Origin of the sequence: Mesorhizobium sp. WSM3873 (assembly GCF_001672445.1) — a bacterium.
Classification (GTDB): Bacteria; Pseudomonadota; Alphaproteobacteria; order Rhizobiales; family Rhizobiaceae; genus Mesorhizobium.
This window is the reverse complement of sequence record NZ_LYTM01000012.1, coordinates 323,267-343,058: the sequence shown is the minus strand read 5'-3', so window position 1 is coordinate 343,058 and position 19,792 is coordinate 323,267. Positions and strand designations below refer to the sequence as shown.

Sequence of the window (19,792 nt, the reverse complement as noted above, 5' to 3'; positions counted from 1 at the left end):
CGCGAAAGCTGCTCGGCCACGTCGCGCTTGCGTCGGTCGCGCTCACTTTCGTCGCGGGTGGCGTGGCTGAAATAACCAACCAGCTTCGTCGCCATTTCTTCCGCCGGAAGCACCATGTCGATCATGCCGCTCTGCACGGCGCTGCGCATCATGCCGTCATATTCGGCGCCTGCCTGCGCAAGCGTCAGCCCGCCGTGCTCCTTGATCGCCCTCAGACCGATGGTGCCGTCGCTGCCCGTTCCGGAAAGAATGATGCCGGCCGCATCCTCCCCTTGATCCTGTGCCAGGGACGTGAAGAAATCATCGATCGGCGTCCGTTTGGAGCGCATGGCGGCCATCTTGGCCACATGAAAATGCTGCCCCTCAGTGGTTACCGAGACACCGGGCGGCGTTACGTAGATGTGGTCGGGCTCGATCTCCAGGCCCTCGGCCGCGGTTTGCGTTTCAATCGCGGTGGAGCGCTGGATGATCTTGGCCAGAACGCTTTCATGCTCGGCGTCCAGATGCTGGATCACTACAAAGGCAAAGCCGCTGTCGGCCGGCACTTCCGGAAAGAACTTCTGCAACGCCGCGATGCCGCCCGCCGAGGCGCCGATGCCGATGACGGGGAATGGCGCGGGTTCCCTCGCGCCACCGCGCGAGCTAGCCTTCGCTTTCCTTGCCGTTGCCTTCGTCGCCGCCTGCGCCATTGTCTGCTACCCGTGCCCGCCTGCTTTCCAGGATGCGCTCGATCACAGCTGCATCCGCTTCGTATTCCTTCGCGCGCCGGCCAATCTCGCTGGCGAGTTTGGAGCGATTCTGCGCCTTTTCCCGCTCTGCTCTGCGCCTGGCAAACTCTGCCCGCTGCTGATGCGACCGCAGCAGGCTCCACAGAATCTCGTCCGCCTCGCTAGCCTGCGCCTCCATCACCGCGTCGGCGGTGAAAGCATGCCCGGTATGGCACCGATAGCGCAGCATGTCACCGTCTTCGATCTCCCACAGCGGCCCATGGCATTCCGGGCATGTAAACACCGACAGTTCGCCAAGTCGATCTGGTTCTTTCATGGTGGAATGCTCCTGCGCGGCGATGGCCGCTTCCAACCGCACGCCTGACGGCGCCGGTAAGGTTTCGCCCGCCGGCTCGGCCGCCAGCTTCGTCAGCAGGCCGCCCAGTCTGGCGGCGGGTTCGCAATGATCGATTTCGACATAAAGCTGCGCGCTTTCCACCATGGACGGCACCAGCGCGTCTTTCGGGTGCTGGATCACCGCGAGTCCGCCGACCGCCTTGATCGCCCGCAAGCCGGCGGTGCCGTCGGAAAGCGAGCCCGACAGCAGCACGCCGATGACGCTTGCGCCGAAGGTCAGCGCTGCCGAGCGGAACAACGGGTCGATCGACGGCCGGGCCAGGTTCTCACGCGGCCCACGCCGCAGCATCATGTGATCGCCGTGGAGGAGCAGGTGGAAGCCGGGCGGCGCGACATAGATATTTCCCATCTTGAAGCACGCGCCGTTCTTGGCGACAGAGGCCTTCAGCGCTCCCGCGCGATCGAGGATTTCGGGCAGATAGCTGATCTGGCCGACATGAAGCACGATGAAGACGGCCGCCGGCAGATCGGCGGGAAGGTCGCTCACGATCTTCCTCAGCGGCTCGACGCCGCCCGCCGACGCGCCGATGACGATGATGCAGCGATTGCGCGCCTCTCCTTGCCGCGAACTCGTCTCGGCCTCGCGGGCAGGTGAGATTCGGTTTCGAAAGTCGGCCATGGCACCCCTATCGGGTCGCCCCCCGGCCCATAACACAATGGGCGAAGGCAGGACTCTGTTCCATGGGCGGCGCACGCAACGATCGCCGGATCGGCAACAGCACGAACGGGTCTCGGCCGAACATGCGCAATGGGGTGCCGGCCTGCTTCCCTCGGGCCTCCGCAAGGACCGGTCGCCTGTCCGGCTGTCATTCGAGCCCCACGGCGGAACATTTCCATGCCCTTCCGCCGCGCGAGATTTGAAGGAACCAATAGCGCCAAGCATTTGTTTTCTCAGTTCAGGTTCGGCGGTGGGCTCCGCAACAAAGGGAGAGAGCCATGAAGGTCGGCAGTTGCATGACAAAGGACGTTGCCGTCGCGAATCCCGAACAGTCGATCCGCGAGGTGGCGCTGATGATGGGCAAGCTCGACGCCGGCGTCGTGCCTGTCGGTGAAAATGACCGGCTGGTGGGGATGATCACCGACCGGGACATGGTCATCCGCGGTATAGCGCTGGGCAAAGGTCCCGATACCAAGGTGCGCGATGTCATGAGCCAAGAGGTAAGATATTGCTTCGATGACGAAGACGTCGATCATGTTCTTGCTAACATGGGAGACTTGCAGGTGCGCCGGCTCCCGGTTCTGAACCGAGACAAACGGCTCGTTGGCATCATCTCCCTTGGAGACCTCGCAAGAAAGGGTGAGACACGGGACGCTGGAGAGGCTTTGAGCGGCATTTCGGCGCCAGGCGGTGTTCATTCGCAGACCGCCCATTGATGACAATGACGATCGTCGGTTGACGCCCGCCGGGCGTGACTGGGTTGCGGCGGCCACATTGCGGCTTCGCAACCTGATCACGTCCTGCGGACCGACCGCTGGCGATGTCAGCCTAAGCCAACGCTGTCTGGCCCAAAGCCTGATCTCTTTAGGCAGAGGGTCGCGCCTAGTGTTGCGTTCTCCGGCCATTGTTTGACGCTCACCTCCCCGTCTTTCCGACCTCCGGCTTCATAACCCGCCTGAGGTCGGCCCGGCTACCGCTGCTCACCGAATAGGCGCGCGTGATTTCGGCGCCGAACAGAAAGATCTGAGCCGAGTAGTAGACCCATAGCAGCACCACCATCAGCGCGCCGGCGGCGCCATAGGAAGTTGCGATCGAACTGCTGCCGATGTACCAGCCGATCAGCGACTTGCCGATGGTGAAGAGAAGCGCGGTGACCAGCGCACCGACAGCGACATCGCGCCATTTGAGACTGCGGTCCGGCAGGACCTTGTAAATCGCCGCGAAGAGCAGCGCGATCAACGCGAACGAAACGATCGTATTGATCGAACTCACAATCAGTTCGCCGAACGGCAGGTGTTGGTTGATGACATCGGCCAACAGCGAGATGGCCGTGCTCGCCGCGAGCGACACGAGCAGCATGAAGCCGAGCGCGGCGACGAGACCAAGGCTCGCCGCCCTCGCCCGCACCAAACGCGAGAGCGACATGGCCCTTGGCTCGACCTTCCAGATCTCGTTCAGCGACTGCTGCATCTCGCCAAAGACGCCGGAAGCTGTGATCAGGAGCGTCACCAGCCCGATAATGGTGGCAAGCGCGCCGGACCAGGGACGCGAAGCGGTCTCGATCGTCGCCTTCAAGAGGTCGGCGCTCTGCGGACCCATCACGCCCGATATCTGGGCCGATAGCGCGAGTTGGGCGGCGTCCTTGCCGACGACGAGACCTGCGACCGCCACGACGATGAGAAGGATCGGCGCAAGCGAGGTGGTGGCGTAAAAGGCAATCGCCGCCCCATGGCTCAGCGCGTTGTCATCCATATAACCGCTGACGCTTTCCTTCAGCAGAAGCCAGGCTTCCTGAAGCCAGCCGGTCTTCGATTTCCTGTCTTCCGCCATGCGCTCGACACCGAACTGAAGCGGGCCGGGTGGGACAAGAGCTCGACTGCCTTTTCGTTGGCCAGGATGTGAAGCCGGAAAAACCACCCTGTTCTCTTTGCCACCAGGTCCGGCTGACGCGGCCCGCAGAGATCAATGACGCCGCGGGCGGGAGGTTCCGATCTGTTCGATGTCTCGGCGGGACGTCACGCTGCTTGATTTCGATGTTCCACACTCGGACAGAAGTCGGAGAGGCTGACACCTCTAAACCTACGCTTTGCTGCATCATTTGATTGGGCCGGCGAGCATGGTCCCTTCCTTGCAGACCAGAATTAATAGCGCAAGTCCGGGCCAAGGTTGGCGAATCTAACGCCCTGAGCCGCCCGGTGCCATAAAGGTGGCGAAGTCACGTCCAGAGGACGGCAGGAAAATAGCCGGAACGCCTCGCCCGCCAGACCGTTATCGGCAATGGCCCTTGCAGATGACATTCAAATGGCACGACAGCACGTTCGACAAGGCCAGCGACACATCGCCGAGCAGCGGGGTCGTATTGCCGAACTGGAGCGCCTCGGGTTGTCGGCCGACAAAGCGCAAGAATTTCTAGAAGTCCTCGAAAGCTTACAGTCCTTCCACGACTTGCACCTGTCGAGGTTGCTGGAAACGGCACAAAGGGGTGGACGCAGCCTAGATGCGCCTCACTTCGTTGAGCCGTAGCCGCGCCTTCTGCTCTTCGGCGTAGCTGAGCGCATGGGCCTCCACATCAAAGGACCGAACGCGGTCACGCAGTCCCGTCTCTTCTATCAAAACGTGCCATTCGTCGCCGGCTTTCTTGATGGAAACGGTGCCGCGCTTGGCCCCGGGCAGCTTCGTGGCGAGTAGTAATTTTCTTGAACGGTCAATCGATGCTCTGGTTTGAGCAATCACGTTCCTGTCATGCTCGGATTGGAGCGGCCGTTCGTATATGGGATCGTCGGACATGGCAGGTCTCCGGCCTTTGCTGCAGACGGGAGCGCGGTAGCTGTTCTCTCAGGCCGGCTTCCTTTGCCAGTCGCCGGCGATGATTGTGATTATAGGAACGATGATAAAAAACGCCAAGGCCCTTGCTGGGCGGGACGCTGTTGCAGGCTGGTGGCCGACAACCGGTTTAATGAGCTCATGAAGGCCGCCGTCCTCCAGGAACAAACCCCGGATTGGTGCGTATTGGCTGAACAGCCCGGTCCAGATGGGGGCACAATGTCAACTCGCAAGAAGCGCCACACCCAAAATGCATTCTCGCTTTGTGGAGACTTGATGTTGGCACCCGCTGTCGTCGCCATGCGCCTTCCGCTGATTGCTTTGGATGCAAGCAGCCGCGCCCCGAAAGGGATCGAGGCAATGCTTGCGGTCAACGAGAAGGCGCTCGCCTTCGCCGAAGGCATGGCCGCTGCGCAATTGGTTATCTTACGATCGGCTTTAAGGTCTTGGCCTGAAGTTCTATCCGGCCGGAGCCCGTCTTTTCTAAGCGGCGGTGCGCTGAAAGAGTCCATGGTCGCAGCACTCAAACCTGCCGGCCGCCGCGTCCGAACAAATTTCAACCGGCTCTCCAAACCGGGCTGATTGGGGCCAGATTGATGTTCTGGCCCGAAGCGGTCGCGGACCGCCGGCAATCGAGCTTTCTGACGACGGCAGTTGAGGCTGCCGGCCGTGGCACACATGCCCGCATCGATCGGCGCTTGGAGTGTCCAGCCGTCATGTTGGCAATTGAAGGCAAGTTCGGCCTTTTGGCTGAATTTTGATTTATTAGTAGATGCGCATATACTCGTTTGCCGGCATCGTGTTCCCTAAGCCCCTGCCGGCCAAGGCCCGGTGGCCACCCCATAGCCACCCAAGGCTACCGGGCCACCTGCCCCGTCCTCTAGGCGCCCAAGGCTGCCCTGCAATCGCCCTCGCTATGGCCAGCGAAATGGAAGACCCGGAACAACCCTCGTCGCTCCAGGTTCGGGTCGCTGTTTGGAGCGATCATGAAGACATACCGAGTTGAAGAGATGGCTGGCGACCAGGTGGTGGCTTATCACGTTGCCAATGCCCGTGCCCTTGGGACGCTGCTCAGAAAGTCACCGGCAAAGACGTCCTGGCGAGACGGGATGAACATTTCTGGGTGCGGGTGACCGATGAGGGAAACCGCGCAATTTATAAATATGCCTTCAGGCTTGACGCACCGGACTGCCTTTGAGGCTCCGTCCGGTCGGGCTTGGGAAAGGGAGGCGGCGCATTCGGGTCGGGGCAATCGACGCTTGGCACCTTTCCGCAGGGTGATGCGGGATCATTGCCCGCACCGCCATACCGCTCTACGAGTTTTGCGAATCCGTAGGCGAAGGCGGCGAGAAGCGCCAGGACAACCGCTATCCGAAAGGCCATTGGAGATTATACCCCGGTCGGCCTGCGGATAGTAATCACTACTGCTATCCCGGCGAGCCGCCGGCCAGGCTGAATTAGCCGGATCCGCAGAAGAGCCCGCCGCACCTCCTCCGCGAGCGGGCTCTTTGCGTCGGGGTCAACCCGACCAAGGCGCGCTCGACCGTCCCTGTTTGCCGGGAGCTGCGCCCGGAAGGCGAACTGCAGCGGCACAGAATTGTTCCAAGACAGACAAGAGAGCCCGGCCGCCTGGGGTCGAACGGGCTACGCCTCCGCGCGGCGCGGTGAACCTCGGCCGGAGACACACGCCGCGCGACCCAACCGGGACGATTGGCAGAATGTTCCCTTCCGCCGATGCGACAGAAGTCCGAGAGGCTGACGCTTTGGTCCCCATGCTGAAACTTAAGCCTCGCTGCATCATTTGAGAGAGCCGGTGAGGAAGTGCGTCACCTTCCTGGTCGGTAGCAGCTAGATAGATGCCCGCCATTTCCTGCCTGGAGTGACGGGCATCGTCCTTATCGGGACGCTGCGCCGTTCACGAGCGAGACGACGATCACGGCCGTAACGGCGGACAGGCGGTCACGCTTGACTAGGACGGGCTTTTCATAAGTGCGCTTCATGGCGAATCCCCCTTGCTGAAGTTGGCTCGCCGATCTGGCTGAGGCAGCACCCGACCGTCATTTAAAAAAGATGTAGGTCCGGAAGTAGCGACGAAAGGGCCGAAGCACGAGGAAAGCGGCGCTGATCGACGACAAGGCCATACAGTCAAGGCCATAGAAAAGAAAAGCCCGCCGACCAAAGCCGACGGGCCATCTTCCCTCAAAACTGTGCGCCCCTTTCCCAGATGGTCCGCCCGATTCCGGGAACCCCGCACAAGCGTTTCCTAATACAGTCGCCCCCAAAGGGCTGTAGCCCAGCGGCAACAATGACGAACATTCACAAGAGGCGAGCGGCAGGCAGTCCAGTCCGTTCAGATCGTTACCTCCCTAAAGGTAGCCTGGATAGCGAAACCAGTTCATTCTCGTCCACAATACCCGCCATGAAGTTGGCGATGATGCGAGAGGCCAGCGCCTCACGCTGCTCCGTTGTTTGGCCATCATATTTCAACCGGTCGAAGACGCGGGCCAGAAATTCCAGCTCTTCCGGATCGAAAATTTCCGCTTCCAGTGCTCTTTGGCGGATCGCCATGGCGGTGAACTCCTATTCGTGCCTGGCTCTGCCGGCAGGCTTGCGCATGCGAACCCCAATGGGATACTCGACTTGATTCAATATGGAACTCCCGTGAGCGTTCCCTTAGCGCGAGATCTAAAAGAACGGCCCGCCCCTGATGGGAGCCAGGGAGCGGGCCTGCGGAGAATGGGAGGCTCCGCCCGGCGGCTGTGCACAGATCGGGAGGGAATTGCGCCGCCGCGCCCCAAACTTCTTCGAATGCGAGGTGTTCCGCGATGGCGGAACATTTCTTGGTGATCCGTTTGTCTCGGGCGGGAGGAGTGTTTCCGTACCGGTTGTCATCGGCATAGGCTTTGCCATCGTTCAAGCCTGCGCACGCTGACACACCCCTGTTTCATTTCAGAACGGAATATGCTGGCATCAGCCTTGCAAATAAGATGATGCCGGTACCCTCCCGGGTCGGCACTCGTCGGGCTTGGGGCTGGGCTATGGGGCGGCGAGCCCGGCGAGTTCTCAAATACATTAGCAACTGCTTGTATACAGAGCTGAACAGGCGGATAATCAGGCCACGCGCGTACGAGGAGCTTTGAGGGAGTTCCAGCCATGCGACCGATCCTGCTGATCGTCGCCGCCTTTGCCGCGTTCTTCATCTGGGATGGCGTGGCGAACAAACGCGCCTATCGAATTGCGCTGATGAAAACATCGACCAGTCCGAGCACTTCCCAGGTCTAGTGCGGGTTGCTCTGAACCAATGATTTGAAAGCATTGTCGCTCCGGACGGAAGTCGGACATCCAAACGCATTGGTCCCAGCATGAAACATTAAGCCCGTTCCGACATTTGGTAGAGCCGGCGGAATCCTTCAGTCGTCGGCGGAGAGAGGTCAGGTACCCGCCATACACTCCCCCGGGTGGCGGGTACCTGTTTGGGTTTTCAGCCGTCAAGCCGCCTTCGCGGTGCTGCTTCGCACATGAAGGGTATCGACCTACAAGTGCAGTGGACCAGAAAGCCCGTCGCGCAATGGCGCAAGCGCGACGGGCTTCTGTTGCTTACGGAGTAGAGCGGCCGCACCCTGAATGGGAGAAAACGAGTGCGGTCGCATGTTACCAACCCGACCGCACCGTTCGGGTTCCATCAGCCTGCTCGAATATTAGCGCCAGCTTGAAGCCATAATATTGGCTGCACTCATCCGGCTCGGCTTTATCCTTATGAATGCGTTCCGGCTATACAATCAGGGGTATATGCTCATTGGTCAGCCGGCGCCGTGTTTCGATTCCGAGCCCCCGCCGGTCAGGCCCGGCTCAATTCTGGCCTTTGTCGGCCAGAGAGCCGGGCCGCTCCGGACACCGGCGCGGTGTACGCCTTTTGGAGAACTACTTTCTTTGCAGACAGCAATTAAAGTATCTTGCAGGAAAGGAGTGCTAAAATGCCGAATGAGAGCAAAAGGCTTATTGAAAAGAATTCCGAAAAGCTTGTTTCAGAGGCCAACGCGCGCCGCGATTTTCTCAAGCAGGCTGGACGCTTTGCTGCGGTGACGCCTCCGGCCATTACATTGCTGCTCGGCACAAGCTTGAACTCCAGGGCGATTGCCAAATCGGGAGGAACACGTCCGGGCAATGGATGGGGTGACAAGAACCACGGTCACGTCGGTCCCAAGCCAAAGTTTCTTAAATCCGGCAACGGAGGGTCGCGGGGGGACAGCTATGGCGGCGGAGCCCATGGGGGCTCGAGGTCCGGCGATCCCAACTAGTGCCGTCGAGGAACGACCTCTTTCCGCTCGACTGAGGTTAGGCGGCCGGCGCATTGGTCGTTATGCTAGAAACAACTTGCCCGATGCATCATTTGGTAGGGCCGGCGAGGAAATGCGTCACCTTCTTCGTCGGCAGCAGTGAAATAGATGCCCGCCATTCCTGGAATGACGGGCATCTGTTGCGTCTCTCGGCTAGAGCGCTCTCCCAGTGCTGCATCGCCTGAGGATCATTTCACACAAGCTCTTCCGAACGCGCTCATCTTGCTCAGAACCCGTCTACGCGAACTTCGGCTTTAGACTTGTTCCAGCCGAGGGCACCAGGCTCGCTTTAGCGCACCTTCTCGAGTTCTTCCAGCAGCTGGTCAGCGTCAGTTACACCGCGTCCAAAAAGGCTCATGACTTTGACCGCGACGTTTTCGCGCTCGTCCTTGCGTTCGATTTTGTGACTGGAGCAGTAGTCACTCACCGCCTTGGCCAGAATGTTGACCTCTGCAGGTTCAACTATACCGCATCCCGCACTTTTGGGCGGGACAGCATTGCGATCGCTTCCACGCATCGTTTACCTCACCCCGATACGCCACAACGGGGAAAGGATACACCCAAAAAAGTCAGCTACGAGTCAATTGGATCGGACTGAGGTCCCGGGCAAATGGCCGATTGCCTCCATGCTGCGCTACGGAGCAACGGCCGCCCACCGAACTCTTGTCCGGCGTCACTGCGCGGTCTGTGAATTTCGTCTCGGCAGGCGCCCTATCGGCTTGGTTCGCGCATGACATTATAGAGCAGCAGGCCGGCCAGTAACGACACGACTGCGCTTAGCATATCATCGCCGGTCAGCCCTGATGAATATGCGAAAGTTGATGCCAGCTCGGCCATCGTTCGACCCAAGGAGTGCGGGATTGCCCGAGGAGAACTTTTAGATGCCGCTAAAGTTCCTTGTGAGCGCTGGCGGGCTGTCTCCTCATGCCGCGAAGGTGTTTCGGGCTCGTATCGGGGGCGGTGTGAACGCCGTCAGAGACGGCACATTCATCTTCGGCCGGAAATCCATTCCCAAGCGGAGGAACGCTAGACCCGTTGCCGTGACCCGCCAAGGTTAGACAACGGGCCTAGCTATCGGTTCGCTTCTCAAGTCGGTGACACTGTCGCCGCAAACCGAACCCAACTCCAAAGCCCAGGGCAACGCCCGCCCAGTCATCTACGCAGTTCATTAGCAGGTCCGCAGTAACAAATGTTAATGGTACACTACTGGCTTGACGAGAAAGGCGCCGCTGGAGGAAAGACCGACGCAAGCGACCTTGGCCCGTCGCAGCGCCCAAGGAATCCGCGCAACGGGCCAAGTAGCCCGGCCTTCCGCTTTGTTGAGGCCGGTCCTCCCATCCTCCGCCATAGCGGGCGGAGTGACGTCAATCCTGCACGAGCGACCAGTCCGTTTTCGATAACTTTTGTTAGTCCCGTCTAAAATTGCCGCTTGCCACGCCTGGAACATTCCTGCGCGGCCGCTGTTATTCCCTGCCGGAGGAACAAGCGATGGCAGACGACAAGAGCAAGCGTGGTGGCAGTGACCGCAATCGGGTATCAGCGGACGATGACTACGAAGTCCGGCATTTCGCCAACAAGGTCGGCCTGACGGCTCAACAGGTTCGCGATCTCATCAAACAGCACGGCAACGACCGGAAGACCTTGGAACGCGAGGCCGAGAAGCTTCGCGGATGACCAAGATCCCGCACGAGCGTCGATCGCCGTGACGCCAAACCATGAGCAAGCGCAGCCGAGCCGCTTGAACTGGACGCTGAATAGCCGGTCAATCATCGTCATCGCTTGTGACGCGACGATATCGGAAGCGATTGCGGATGTGCGCGTTGAAAAAGCGGCCCTTGGCAAAGGCTGATCGGAATGCCGCGAATGTCTCCGGCGGCACCCCCTCGAACTCGTAGCGTTTTCCGCTGGCCACAAACCATACGGAAAGAATCCCTTTGGCCGGATCGTATTCTGTTTTCTTGATCGAGGTGGACGGCATGGCGCGGCACCCGGTGGTCTGGCATAGAGCGAACGATCCGCCCGGCCTTTTGTTTCCGAAGCTAGTGAATGAGAGCTAAGTCTCGCAGCCGACGCCGCCGTCCCAGATGCGGACGGGCAGCGGCAGCGCGAGCGCCGCATTCCATGGCATCGAAAAAGCCCGCAGACCGGAGCCTGCGGGCTGAGTATTCTGGAGGTTGGTACCTGAGTGCGCAAACCTGGCAACGTGCGCAGCAGGCATTCAATCAACAAAATCCGACAGCGACCGTTCCCTAAAATTCTGGACCTCGGCCACCGGTCCCAGCGAATGCGGGACAAATGTCGTACGGGCCAACTCAAAGGTCGGGGGGAGGAACATCTTGCGAGAAATTCCATTGGGTCGCGACTGGCGAGGATGAGCCCCTGCCACCCTCGAGGTCATTCCAACAGACGGAGAGTTCGCAAAGGTTGCCGGCAGGCCGAGCGGCTGGGCGATAGCAGGTAAATGGCAAATCAGTCTGTTCATCGGCCCCCGCACTGTTCGAGGCTCTTATCCCGGTCTGGCACTTAAGATTGGAACCACGGAGGCAATTATGATCGAAACTTCCAAAGCCTTGGCCACCAAGTTGACGGGTCTCCAAGAGAGGCTGCGGGCGGCCAACGTGAGCATGGATGACATGCAGGCATTTCAAAGGGTCGCCGACCATATGGACAACGGTCGCGGCGGCATCGACGCCGACGATCTGATCGCGCTCTCCTTTGTCATGTCGGATGACGCTGAGCGATCGCAGATGGAAACAGCGCCGGCGATCGAGCCTGCAGCCCAGAGGCAGCATCGGTCTGTCGGCCGATCCCGCGGCGCGAAAGGGACGGGCTACATCGTTCCGCGCAAGGCGGGCTGAACGCGCCCCTATCCGGGTTAATTGCTGGCTGCCTTGGCTTTCAATCGGATTTGCTCGAGTCTTCAAGTCCGACGATTGCAGCCAGTATGGCATCGTAAGCGCTCCCGATCTCCTCTTCAATCTCATGCTCGGAAACACCTGCGGCCTTCGCATCTGCAAAGAGCTTGGTCGTCAATTCCGCGACGGAAATGATGTCAGCGCCGACGCTGCCGCGCATCACGTTGTCGGTAATCCATTCGCCAAAGAATTCGGCCCCGCGTTCGCTCATAGGCGATGCTGCGCCTTCAGAAAATGAGCCTCTCGAAGCAGAGAATTCCAATCGGTCCCGATCAACTCGATCAGTTCGCGGGCTTGCTCTTCGGTAATGTCTGCCTCCCTGGCCAATCGGCCGGCCAGGATCTCAACGGCACCGTCATGCGAGTCGCCTTTGTCGGTGTGCTCGTTCATGGAAACCTCCTAGCCTTGAAACTGTCGAAAGGCCGACAGGTTCAGGCTGTACCGAAAAATCCTGAATTCCTTCGGACTCTTCCCGGCGTCTGCGACTGCCTGGCCGGCCGTTTGGCTAATCAGGTTGGCTGGGCAGCCGTCAGGCCGGATTACCAAGACGGCCGGCGGATCGAGAACCGCCTTCTTCATCAAGACCTTCATATAGGCGGCCGCGGTCAATAGCCCCCAATGATCGGCAGGATCTCGCCGGTGATGTAGCTGGAGCATTGCGGCGAAGCGAGAAATACATAGGCAGGCGCGATCTCTTCCGGCTGGGCTGGCCGTTTCATCGGGGTCTTTGCCCCAAACTGCGAGACCTTGTCCGCTTCCTTCTCCGACGGGTTCAGCGGCGTCCAAACCGGCCCCGGCGCCACGGCATTGACGCGAATGCCCTTGCTGATCAGGTTACCAGAGAGCGCCCGGGTGAAGGCGTGAATGCCGCCCTTGGTCATCGAATAATCGATGAGTTCCTTCGAGCCTTCGATGCCGGTGACCGACCCGGTGTTGATGATGGCCGAACCCGGCTTCATGTGCGGAACGGCTTCCTGGGCCATGTGGAAGTAGCCGTAGAGATTGGTCTTCAGCGTGGTGTCGAAGTGCTGCTCGGTGAGGTCGGCGAAATCGGTCGAATGCACCTGGAAGGCAGCGTTGTTGACGAGCACGTCGAGCCTGCCGAAGGCCTTCAGCGTCCGCTCCACCGCCTTGTGGCAGAAGGTCCGCCTGGCCACGTCGCCGCGCATGATGATGCAGCGCCTGCCTTCGGCCTCGACCGCCTGCTTTGTCGCCTTCGCGTCGCGATCCTCGCTGAGATAGGCGATGGCGATATCCGCCCCTTCCCGGGCGAACAACACGGCAACTGCGCGGCCGATGCCGGAATCGCCGCCGGTGATCAGCGCCACCTTGCCTTCCAATTTGTTCGACCCCTGCCAGAACGGCGCGTCGTAGAGCGGCGCGGGCTCGATCGCCCATTCCTCGCCGGGTTTCGGATGATGCCGCTTCGGGAAAGGCGGCACTGGGTATTCCCGTGCGCCGGCCTGCATGGCGCCTTGTGATTTGGATTTGCCGTTCGACTTGGCGCGATCGGTCGCGTCGACCTTGCGTTGCACGCTCCGCTGCTTGCTGGCCGCCTGCTCGGAGGTGGATTTGGTCCGCGGGGCCGATTTCATCGGTGTGGCGGAGTCGGTCATCCTGGCGGATTTCGTCGGCATCGGTGTCTCCTTCGCTTTCGAGGGACAACGCACGCAAACAGAAAAGGTTGGCCTCGCTCCGAAGCTGCCGGCTCTCAATCCGGACATCGGTCGCGACATCCGTTGGGACCTCAACCACGGCCGTCACCACCTCCGGCGCCGCTCACCCGGACGGCGATCAGTCAGGAGCACGTTTTTTGACCGCCACGGGCCGGCTGAATGCAACTACCCGGCAGCAGCTTCGTTTTATGCGATCTCAAACAGGCGGTAGCACCATGAAATCCTTTCGGACCGATAATCCCTTGGCGGCGGCGCCGACCGCGGACCTCTTCGTCGGGCCCGCCCGGCCTGTGTGCGAATGGCTAGGACGGTGAAAGAGCCTTGAGCAGATTCCTGCCCCTCACCATCCACTTCGTCAACGGCGGCACGATGATGGTGTCGTCGATCGCTGACGCCAAGAAGGCGCTTGGCCGGAAATGGAAGAGCAAGGACTCACCAGCCTACCGCAAGGCGGTCCGGCTGGTGGAAGACGCGACCAACGGGATTTGCCGGCCGGCGATCGCCTTTGCCGCCTTCAAGAAGGCGGCCGCCGAGCAGGGTCTGCTGGAGCATGCGGGGCCCAGTGCAGCGCTCAGCATGCTCGACCAACTTTCGTCCCGCAACGGCAAGGGCACGCCGAAGTAACGCTCGCGCACCTCGGCGCGTCGTCGCGGCTTCAAAAAATATTTCGCGGGAACATCGATCGATCCCACCGGTTTTGTTTGGTCAAGAAAGTCGAACGAAGGAGACGTCGATGGCAAAGAAAAGTTCGTCCGGCGCGGCGAACGGCTTGGAAAGCCTGTTCGTGGATGGCCTGAAAGACCTTTATTATGCAGAGAAAAAGATCCTGAAGACGCTGCCTAAGATGGCCAAGGCGGCGCAGTCACAGGAAGTGGGCGCGGCCTTCGAAAAGCATCGCACCGAGACTGAAGCTCAGGTCGACCGGCTCGAGCAGGTTTTCGAAATGCTGGGCAAGCCGGCGCGCGGCAAGACGTGTCCCGCGATCGATGGCATCATTGAAGAGGGTTCGGAGATCCTCGAGGAATACAAGGACGAGCCGGCGCTCGACGCGGGCCTTGTGGCTGCCGCCCAGGCGGTCGAGCATTATGAAATAGCGCGCTACGGCACGCTGATTGCCTGGGCGGAGCAACTGGGCCTGAAAGACGCCCTCCCCTTGCTGCGCGACACCCTCAAGGAAGAATCCGCTACCGACGAGACACTTAGCAAGCTCGGCGAAAGCGGTGCGAACAAGCGGGCCATGCAGGCGGCCGCGTAAGGCGCCCGATAAACGCTTATTCGCATGCCAAAAGTCGACTTGGCGACGCGGCCCCGGTCTCTTTGACCGAGGCCGCGATTAGTGAGGGGCTCGCCTCCTCGCGAAACGCTGCAAGTTTTTCAGCGGAGCGGTCGCCTTCTTGGCGTCGCGCCCGCCTTCAGTTGATTTCTTGCCGTGCCCAGCGCCAACGACAGGAGAACCGCTCCATCTCGGTGCAGTTCATCCGGCACGCTATCCTCAGGCTGGCTTGATTTCGTCGGGGTGGAAGTCCGGAGTTCAACATTGGAAAAAGCATTCAATCGGCTTGCGGAGATTGTCGCCCATGCCGCGGGCCGTGCATGGGCCTTCGTCTTGTGCATGGTTTCGGTGGTCCTCTGGGCCATTGCCGGCCCGGCCTTTCATTACTCCGAGACTTGGCAGCTGATCATCAACACCGCGACGACGATCGTTACTTTCCTGATGGTTTTCCTGATTCAAAATACCCAGAACCGCGACGGCGTGGCCATTCAGGCGAAGCTCGATGAGCTCATTCGCTCAGGCCGCGCAAAAAACGACTTCATCGGCATCGAGCATCTCACGGAAGCGGAGGCCCAAGAATTCAGAACCAGGTGTGCCCAAACCAAGACCGCCAGCAAGGGGACGATCGCATCTCACGCCGAAGGCCGCCCTGCCTAAAACATGTCTTCCGAAAGTGGAATCCGGCTTCGGGACCAAGACATGCGTGACGCGCTTTAGTCGCCACGATGCTTGTTGTGGCCGCTTTCCTGATTCTTGCCGCGAAGCATGTTGCGGTCATCGGAGCCGACGAGGTCGGGCGTGTCGCTCCTGAGGTCCGAACCTTTCCGCCGCGCTTCGCGCTCCGCCGCCGACTGCTTCAGCTCCGCCTTGGCGTCGAATTCCTTGGACGCGTTCTTCGTGTTCTCACGTTCTTCCAGAATGCGCACTTGCTGGTCATGGGTTCTGCGTCCGCTCACCGGTTCCTCCTGTTCTTTTGTCGGTAACGGCAGTTGGACTCGATCGTTCCGAACATGCGCAAGAGCGACCCGTCTGATCCTCGTTGTAACCGCTCAGACGAAAGACGCGGCAACGCAAGCTCCGCCAGAGGAACATTGGCAGATCGCGGCCGTTCTCAGCTCGAAGGAGGCGGCCCATGAGTGCAACCAAGGAGTTCTTTCGAAGCTGGCTCGAGGAGAACGTCGGGAACTTGCCTGCCGACACGCAAGTCAGCGTTCCGGTGCTTGTGCAACAGTTCGAGCAGGACGCCGACGCCGCAGGCTACGGGCACGAGGTTCGCGAGGAGGAAATCGGCAATATCGAAGATGCAATCGAACGGGCGCTCGACATGACGGCCGAGCAGGAGGACCCGACAGAATAAAATCCTCAGGAAGAGAGCTTGCTGGCCCCGGTCATTGAAGCTCTCGAGGAGTCGGAACCGGCACAGGCGGAAGACCATGAGGATCGGGACTGACCAACTGCCGCACGGGATATCCGGAACAAAGAGACAGCTCGCCTGTTGGGCTGCTTCTGAACAGATCGGCACGTGATCCGCCGACGTGGCAGGCCAGATAGGTAAGTAAGCCAATGACGAAGCATTCTGCAAAGGACGATCCGTCCAAACTGGGATCGGACAGTGACCGGGCGAGCGAGCAAGGCACAAAGCGAACAGATAAGCGTTTGCCGCAGGAAGATCCTGTCGAGGGCGCGCGTGACACGGTGGAGCGCGAGCTTGAACGGCAAGATCGACCGGCCGACGCTGAGGGAAGAGAGCGCGAACGCAGGGCTCTCCAGGAAAAGGTCGATGAGGAGACGGAGCTGCCTCAGAAGGGCTCGGCCTGAAAGCTCCTTCTTTGGAAGCCAGCGCCTGGGTACATCCGCCGCTTCTCTCAACAGCGGCTTGTGCCATGGCTCCGTAGCAGCACGGGATCATGCCTGACATCGCCACGTTCAACGACGTGGTCCTCCTCCTTGCCGCGGCAGCGGCCGGGCTTGCCCTCTACAATGGCCTGCGAGCGCGGCGGGCGTTACGAGGCCGCCGTTTTGGACGCTTCGTCGAAGTCGACGAAGCGCGGCTGCACCTGATCGAGGACGGCAAGGGCATGCCGCTGTTGTTGCTGCATGGCAACGGCTCTTCGGCCGAGGATTTCACGACAAGCGGCATCGTCGACAAAGCGGCCGCAGACTATCGTGTTCTGGCTTTCGACAGACCAGGCTTCGGCAGGAGCTCGCGCCCGATCGGCAGGATCTGGTCGGCCGCCGCCCAGGCCGATCTGATCGATGCCGCGGCCGCCAAACTCGGAATTGGACGCTATATTGTTCTTGGCCACTCTTGGGGTGCCGCGGTTGCGCTCGAGATGGCGCGACGGCGCCCTGGGCGCGTTGCCGGGGTCGTGCTTGTCTCCGGCTACCACTATCCATCGCCAAGGTTCGAACTCGCCTTGTCGGGGTTGCCGATCTTGCCTTTGATCGGAACGGCCTTCCGCCACACCTTGCTGCCGCCGCTGGTCAGGCTTGGCTGGGCTTGGTCAATGCGAAAGATATTTGGCCCGGCGCCGATCTCGGCGGCATTCACCGCAACGACGAGGGAGTTGGCGAGCCGCCCCTCGCAACTGCGGTCGATCGCGGCGGAGTCCTTCCTGATGTGGATCGCAGCGGCGTTTGCAACGCCTCGGCACCACGACATTTCCGTTCCCGTTGGGATAATCGCCGGCGCCGGCGATCAGCTTTTCGACGCGCCGGCCGAGGCGTTTCGGCTGCACGCGGATCTCGCAAACTCGGTAGTCGACGTCGTCCCCGATGCCGGGCATATGGTGCACCTGACAGCCCCGCAGGCGGTGCTCGCCATGATAGACAAGATCGCCGCTCTTTCGACCACCGAGGACGCGCAGCGGAGCGACCGATAAGCGGCAGTGCCGTGCAACCGGCCTTCGACGGGGAACCTTCCGATCCTGCGCCGCTTTATCTCCATGTTCGAAGCAGCAGCAGTGAGAGGAAGCATTGCGCAGCATTGCTCGGCGGAAACTGCCTTTACTGCAGGTGCTTGCACTGACACTTGCTTCCTGCTCCTCGTCTGAAACCGTCGAACAGCAATCGAAGCGTGCCGCCTCGACCGCGCAAGCGGCGGTGCTGGTGACCGATGCGTGGCTTTCGGGCGCGGCGCCGTCCCACTACGCGTCCTCTGCTTTGCAATCCTTCGCCGGGACACTCGCCGATGCCGGCCGGCAAGTGGAATCGGCCTCGCCCTCCGATCCTGCGAAGCGAGACACGCTGAAGGCGGCGGTCAGCCGGCTGTCCACTGCCGCAAGCGGGGTGGAGAGCGCGGTCGAGGCCGAACAGCGGGCGCAGGCCAGCCAGGCACGCAATGAGCTTCGCGCCGCGCAGGCGGATCTTGCCACGGCCTATCGCGGCTATTTCGCGCCGCAACGATGAAGAAGCTGCTGGAAATTTCGCTTGGCGTCGTGACCAGCGTCGGGGGCTTCCTGGAGGTCGGTTCGATGGCGACGGCGGCGCAGGCCGGCGCCCTGTTCGGCTTCCAACTCATCTGGGCGATCGTGCTCGGCACCATCTGCATCATCTTCCTGGTCGAGATGGCCGGTCGCTTCGCCGCCGTGAGCCATCACACCATCGCCGACGGCATCCGCGAACGCTTCGGCTTCAATGCTTTCCTTTGGCCGCTGCTTGCAGTCCTTGGGGTGAATTTCCTGGTCCTCTCCGCAGAAATAGGCGGGGTTGCCATCGCTGCCGAGTTTGCCACCGGGATCAGCTTTCAATGGTGGGCATTGCCAGCGGCTTTCCTCGCGTGGCTGCTGCTGTGGAAAGGCACGTTCGGCCTCATCGAAAAAGGCGTATCGATGCTTGGCTTGATCACGCTCTGCTTCGTCGTCGCAGCGGTGATGCTGAAGCCCGAATGGAAACAGGTGGCTGCCGGTGCCGTGCCCAGCCTGCCGCAACACGATACGGCGAACTACTGGTTCATGGCCGTCAGCATCCTCGGTGCTTCCATCTCGCCCTACCTTTTCATGTTCTATTCCTCGGGCGCGGTCGAGGATCAATGGGACAAGAGCTATCTCGGCACCAATCGGGCGATTGCCGGTCTCGGCATGAGCTTCGGAGGAACGATCTCCGTGGCCGTGCTGATCGTGGCCGCGCTTGTGCTCGGCGCCCATGGCGTGAACCAGGTGGACGACTACAACCAGCTCCCGCTGATGCTGATCTCGGTGTTCGGCTTCTGGGGCTTCGTCCTTTTCGTCGCATCGCTCGGCATCGCCTGTTTCGGAGCCGCTCTGGAAGTGGCGCTGCAGCAGGCCTATCTCGTCGCGCAAGGGTTCGGCTGGACCTGGGGCGAGGATCTCAAGCCGCGCGACGATCCCGGCTTCAGCCTCGTTTACACGCTCACGCTTTTTCTTTCAGCCGTTCCGATAGCGCTTGGTCTCGACCCGCTGAGGCTCACCATCTTCTCAATGGCGTTGACCGCCGCCAGTCTGCCGCTGACGGTCGTGCCGTTCCTCTTCCTGCTGAATGACGAGCGCTATGTCGGCCAGCACCGCAACGGCGTCATCTCCAATGCCGCCGTGATCTTCGTCATCGCGCTCGGCTTCGTGCTGGCGGTGGTGACTATTCCCCTGCAGATATTCGGAGGCACCTGATGCAGCTGCTGCGCGATATCCTGGACAAGCAGGTCGTCGACCGCGAGCAGGTCAAGATCGGCAAGGTGGATGGACTGGTCGCCGAGCTGAGGCAGGGCAAGCCGCCGAGGGTCGTTGCGGTCGAGCTTGGCGCGATTGCGCTGGCCCGACGGCTAGGCGCTCGGCCTGGGCGATTAACGGCGCGGCTGGCGGCAAGGCTGAGCGGGAAGCAGCAGGCACGGCCGCATCGCATCGCCTGGAACAAGGTGCGCGACATCGGCGTCGACATCGAATTCGATATCGACGTGCGCAGGACCAAGATCTTGGCCTGGCAGAGCTGGCTGCGCGATCGCATCGTCGGCCGAATCCCGGGAGCCTGAGG

26 protein-coding genes are annotated in these 19,792 nt (G+C 60.9%); 15 read left to right on the top strand and 11 right to left on the bottom strand.

Going from position 1 to position 19,792, the window contains the following annotated elements; all coding sequences use genetic code 11:
* Positions 1 to 545: chemotaxis protein CheB (locus tag A9K71_RS11580; protein WP_245299589.1), on the bottom strand; the 545-nt coding region annotated here is incomplete at its 3' end.
* Positions 546 to 642: 97 nt separating this feature from the next.
* The gene (locus A9K71_RS11575; protein WP_082980458.1) at positions 643 to 1,743 is read right to left on the bottom strand and encodes a chemotaxis protein CheB; all 1,101 of its coding nucleotides are present in this window, start codon (positions 1,741 to 1,743) and stop codon (positions 643 to 645) included.
* Between the two features lie 317 nt (positions 1,744 to 2,060).
* On the opposite strand from A9K71_RS11575, the gene A9K71_RS11570 reads away from it, so the two are divergent.
* Entirely contained in the window at positions 2,061 to 2,498 is a 438-nt protein-coding gene (locus A9K71_RS11570; protein WP_066994866.1) for a CBS domain-containing protein, read from the top strand.
* Positions 2,499 to 2,697: 199 nt separating this feature from the next.
* On the opposite strand, the gene A9K71_RS11565 is transcribed toward A9K71_RS11570, so the two are convergent.
* Both A9K71_RS11565 and A9K71_RS11560 read right to left on the bottom strand, forming a co-directional pair.
* Complete coding sequence (locus A9K71_RS11565; RefSeq protein ID WP_066994863.1) at positions 2,698 to 3,612, bottom strand: YihY/virulence factor BrkB family protein; 915 nt, start codon at positions 3,610 to 3,612, stop codon at positions 2,698 to 2,700.
* 663 nt (positions 3,613 to 4,275) lie between these two features.
* Positions 4,276 to 4,569 carry a hypothetical protein gene (locus A9K71_RS11560; RefSeq protein ID WP_066994860.1) on the bottom strand — a complete coding sequence of 98 codons (294 nt, stop codon included), beginning with the start codon at positions 4,567 to 4,569 and terminating at the stop codon, positions 4,276 to 4,278.
* Between the two features lie 255 nt (positions 4,570 to 4,824).
* On the opposite strand from A9K71_RS11560, the gene A9K71_RS11555 reads away from it, so the two are divergent.
* Together A9K71_RS11555 and A9K71_RS31365 are read left to right on the top strand one after the other, a co-directional pair.
* Positions 4,825 to 5,187: a hypothetical protein gene (locus A9K71_RS11555; protein WP_066994979.1), complete on the top strand. Its 363-nt coding sequence runs from the start codon at positions 4,825 to 4,827 to the stop codon at positions 5,185 to 5,187.
* A gap of 14 nt (positions 5,188 to 5,201) precedes the next feature.
* Entirely contained in the window at positions 5,202 to 5,366 is a 165-nt protein-coding gene (locus tag A9K71_RS31365; protein WP_156752636.1) for a hypothetical protein, read from the top strand.
* 1,597 nt (positions 5,367 to 6,963) lie between these two features.
* On the opposite strand, the gene A9K71_RS11550 is transcribed toward A9K71_RS31365, so the two are convergent.
* A complete protein-coding gene (locus A9K71_RS11550; protein ID WP_066994857.1) occupies positions 6,964 to 7,173 on the bottom strand; it encodes a hypothetical protein in 210 nt (69 codons plus the stop codon).
* 585 nt (positions 7,174 to 7,758) lie between these two features.
* Here A9K71_RS11550 and A9K71_RS32870 point away from each other — a divergent pair.
* Positions 7,759 to 7,887, top strand: coding sequence for a hypothetical protein (locus A9K71_RS32870; RefSeq protein ID WP_280940544.1), 129 nt, complete (start codon positions 7,759 to 7,761; stop codon positions 7,885 to 7,887).
* 692 nt (positions 7,888 to 8,579) lie between these two features.
* Positions 8,580 to 8,903 (top strand): hypothetical protein, encoded by a 324-nt coding sequence (locus tag A9K71_RS30235; protein WP_082980457.1) that lies wholly within the window; start codon positions 8,580 to 8,582, stop codon positions 8,901 to 8,903.
* 328 nt (positions 8,904 to 9,231) lie between these two features.
* Here the strand turns inward: A9K71_RS30235 and A9K71_RS11545 are convergent, their stop codons facing one another.
* Positions 9,232 to 9,459 (bottom strand): hypothetical protein, encoded by a 228-nt coding sequence (locus A9K71_RS11545; protein ID WP_066994854.1) that lies wholly within the window; start codon positions 9,457 to 9,459, stop codon positions 9,232 to 9,234.
* Positions 9,460 to 10,430: 971 nt separating this feature from the next.
* Here A9K71_RS11545 and A9K71_RS11540 point away from each other — a divergent pair.
* Positions 10,431 to 10,616, top strand: coding sequence for a DUF3606 domain-containing protein (locus tag A9K71_RS11540; RefSeq protein WP_066994850.1), 186 nt, complete (start codon positions 10,431 to 10,433; stop codon positions 10,614 to 10,616).
* Positions 10,617 to 10,704: 88 nt separating this feature from the next.
* Here A9K71_RS11540 and A9K71_RS11535 read toward each other — a convergent pair whose 3' ends face one another.
* Positions 10,705 to 10,920, bottom strand: a complete 216-nt coding sequence (locus A9K71_RS11535; protein WP_066994848.1) for a KTSC domain-containing protein — start codon at positions 10,918 to 10,920, stop codon at positions 10,705 to 10,707.
* A gap of 571 nt (positions 10,921 to 11,491) precedes the next feature.
* On the opposite strand from A9K71_RS11535, the gene A9K71_RS31360 reads away from it, so the two are divergent.
* Positions 11,492 to 11,800 carry a hypothetical protein gene (locus A9K71_RS31360; RefSeq protein ID WP_066994845.1) on the top strand — a complete coding sequence of 103 codons (309 nt, stop codon included), beginning with the start codon at positions 11,492 to 11,494 and terminating at the stop codon, positions 11,798 to 11,800.
* Positions 11,801 to 11,840: 40 nt separating this feature from the next.
* Here the strand turns inward: A9K71_RS31360 and A9K71_RS11525 are convergent, their stop codons facing one another.
* The 3 genes from A9K71_RS11525 to A9K71_RS11510 form a co-directional block, all read right to left on the bottom strand.
* A complete protein-coding gene (locus tag A9K71_RS11525) occupies positions 11,841 to 12,068 on the bottom strand; it encodes a DUF768 domain-containing protein (RefSeq protein ID WP_066994842.1) in 228 nt (75 codons plus the stop codon).
* Complete coding sequence (locus tag A9K71_RS11520) at positions 12,065 to 12,247, bottom strand: hypothetical protein (protein ID WP_066994838.1); 183 nt, start codon at positions 12,245 to 12,247, stop codon at positions 12,065 to 12,067. The genes A9K71_RS11525 and A9K71_RS11520 overlap by 4 nt, the downstream gene beginning before the upstream one ends.
* 215 nt (positions 12,248 to 12,462) lie before the next feature.
* Entirely contained in the window at positions 12,463 to 13,452 is a 990-nt protein-coding gene (locus tag A9K71_RS11510; RefSeq protein ID WP_066994831.1) for an SDR family oxidoreductase, read from the bottom strand.
* A gap of 402 nt (positions 13,453 to 13,854) precedes the next feature.
* On the opposite strand from A9K71_RS11510, the gene A9K71_RS11500 reads away from it, so the two are divergent.
* The 3 genes from A9K71_RS11500 to A9K71_RS11490 all read left to right on the top strand — a co-directional run bounded on the left by A9K71_RS11500 (position 13,855) and on the right by A9K71_RS11490 (position 15,463).
* Positions 13,855 to 14,157, top strand: a complete 303-nt coding sequence (locus A9K71_RS11500) for a DUF982 domain-containing protein (RefSeq protein WP_066994825.1) — start codon at positions 13,855 to 13,857, stop codon at positions 14,155 to 14,157.
* A gap of 109 nt (positions 14,158 to 14,266) precedes the next feature.
* Positions 14,267 to 14,788 carry a ferritin-like domain-containing protein gene (locus tag A9K71_RS11495; protein WP_066994822.1) on the top strand — a complete coding sequence of 174 codons (522 nt, stop codon included), beginning with the start codon at positions 14,267 to 14,269 and terminating at the stop codon, positions 14,786 to 14,788.
* Between the two features lie 282 nt (positions 14,789 to 15,070).
* A complete protein-coding gene (locus A9K71_RS11490) occupies positions 15,071 to 15,463 on the top strand; it encodes a low affinity iron permease family protein (RefSeq protein WP_066994819.1) in 393 nt (130 codons plus the stop codon).
* A 56-nt stretch (positions 15,464 to 15,519) separates the two neighbouring features.
* Here the strand turns inward: A9K71_RS11490 and A9K71_RS11485 are convergent, their stop codons facing one another.
* Positions 15,520 to 15,762, bottom strand: coding sequence for a hypothetical protein (locus A9K71_RS11485; RefSeq protein ID WP_066994816.1), 243 nt, complete (start codon positions 15,760 to 15,762; stop codon positions 15,520 to 15,522).
* Positions 15,763 to 15,938: 176 nt separating this feature from the next.
* On the opposite strand from A9K71_RS11485, the gene A9K71_RS11480 reads away from it, so the two are divergent.
* From A9K71_RS11480 to A9K71_RS11455, 5 genes are all read left to right on the top strand, one after another.
* Positions 15,939 to 16,163 (top strand): DUF768 domain-containing protein, encoded by a 225-nt coding sequence (locus tag A9K71_RS11480; protein ID WP_156752635.1) that lies wholly within the window; start codon positions 15,939 to 15,941, stop codon positions 16,161 to 16,163.
* Between the two features lie 550 nt (positions 16,164 to 16,713).
* Positions 16,714 to 17,688: an alpha/beta hydrolase gene (locus A9K71_RS11470; RefSeq protein WP_066994810.1), complete on the top strand. Its 975-nt coding sequence runs from the start codon at positions 16,714 to 16,716 to the stop codon at positions 17,686 to 17,688.
* A 94-nt stretch (positions 17,689 to 17,782) separates the two neighbouring features.
* Positions 17,783 to 18,214, top strand: coding sequence for a hypothetical protein (locus tag A9K71_RS11465; protein WP_156752634.1), 432 nt, complete (start codon positions 17,783 to 17,785; stop codon positions 18,212 to 18,214).
* Positions 18,211 to 19,431: a divalent metal cation transporter gene (locus A9K71_RS11460; protein ID WP_066994807.1), complete on the top strand. Its 1,221-nt coding sequence runs from the start codon at positions 18,211 to 18,213 to the stop codon at positions 19,429 to 19,431. The genes A9K71_RS11465 and A9K71_RS11460 overlap by 4 nt, the downstream gene beginning before the upstream one ends.
* Positions 19,431 to 19,790 (top strand): hypothetical protein, encoded by a 360-nt coding sequence (locus A9K71_RS11455; protein ID WP_066994803.1) that lies wholly within the window; start codon positions 19,431 to 19,433, stop codon positions 19,788 to 19,790. Before A9K71_RS11460 ends, A9K71_RS11455 begins: the two co-directional genes overlap by 1 nt.
* The last annotated feature ends 2 nt before the right edge of the window (positions 19,791 to 19,792 follow it).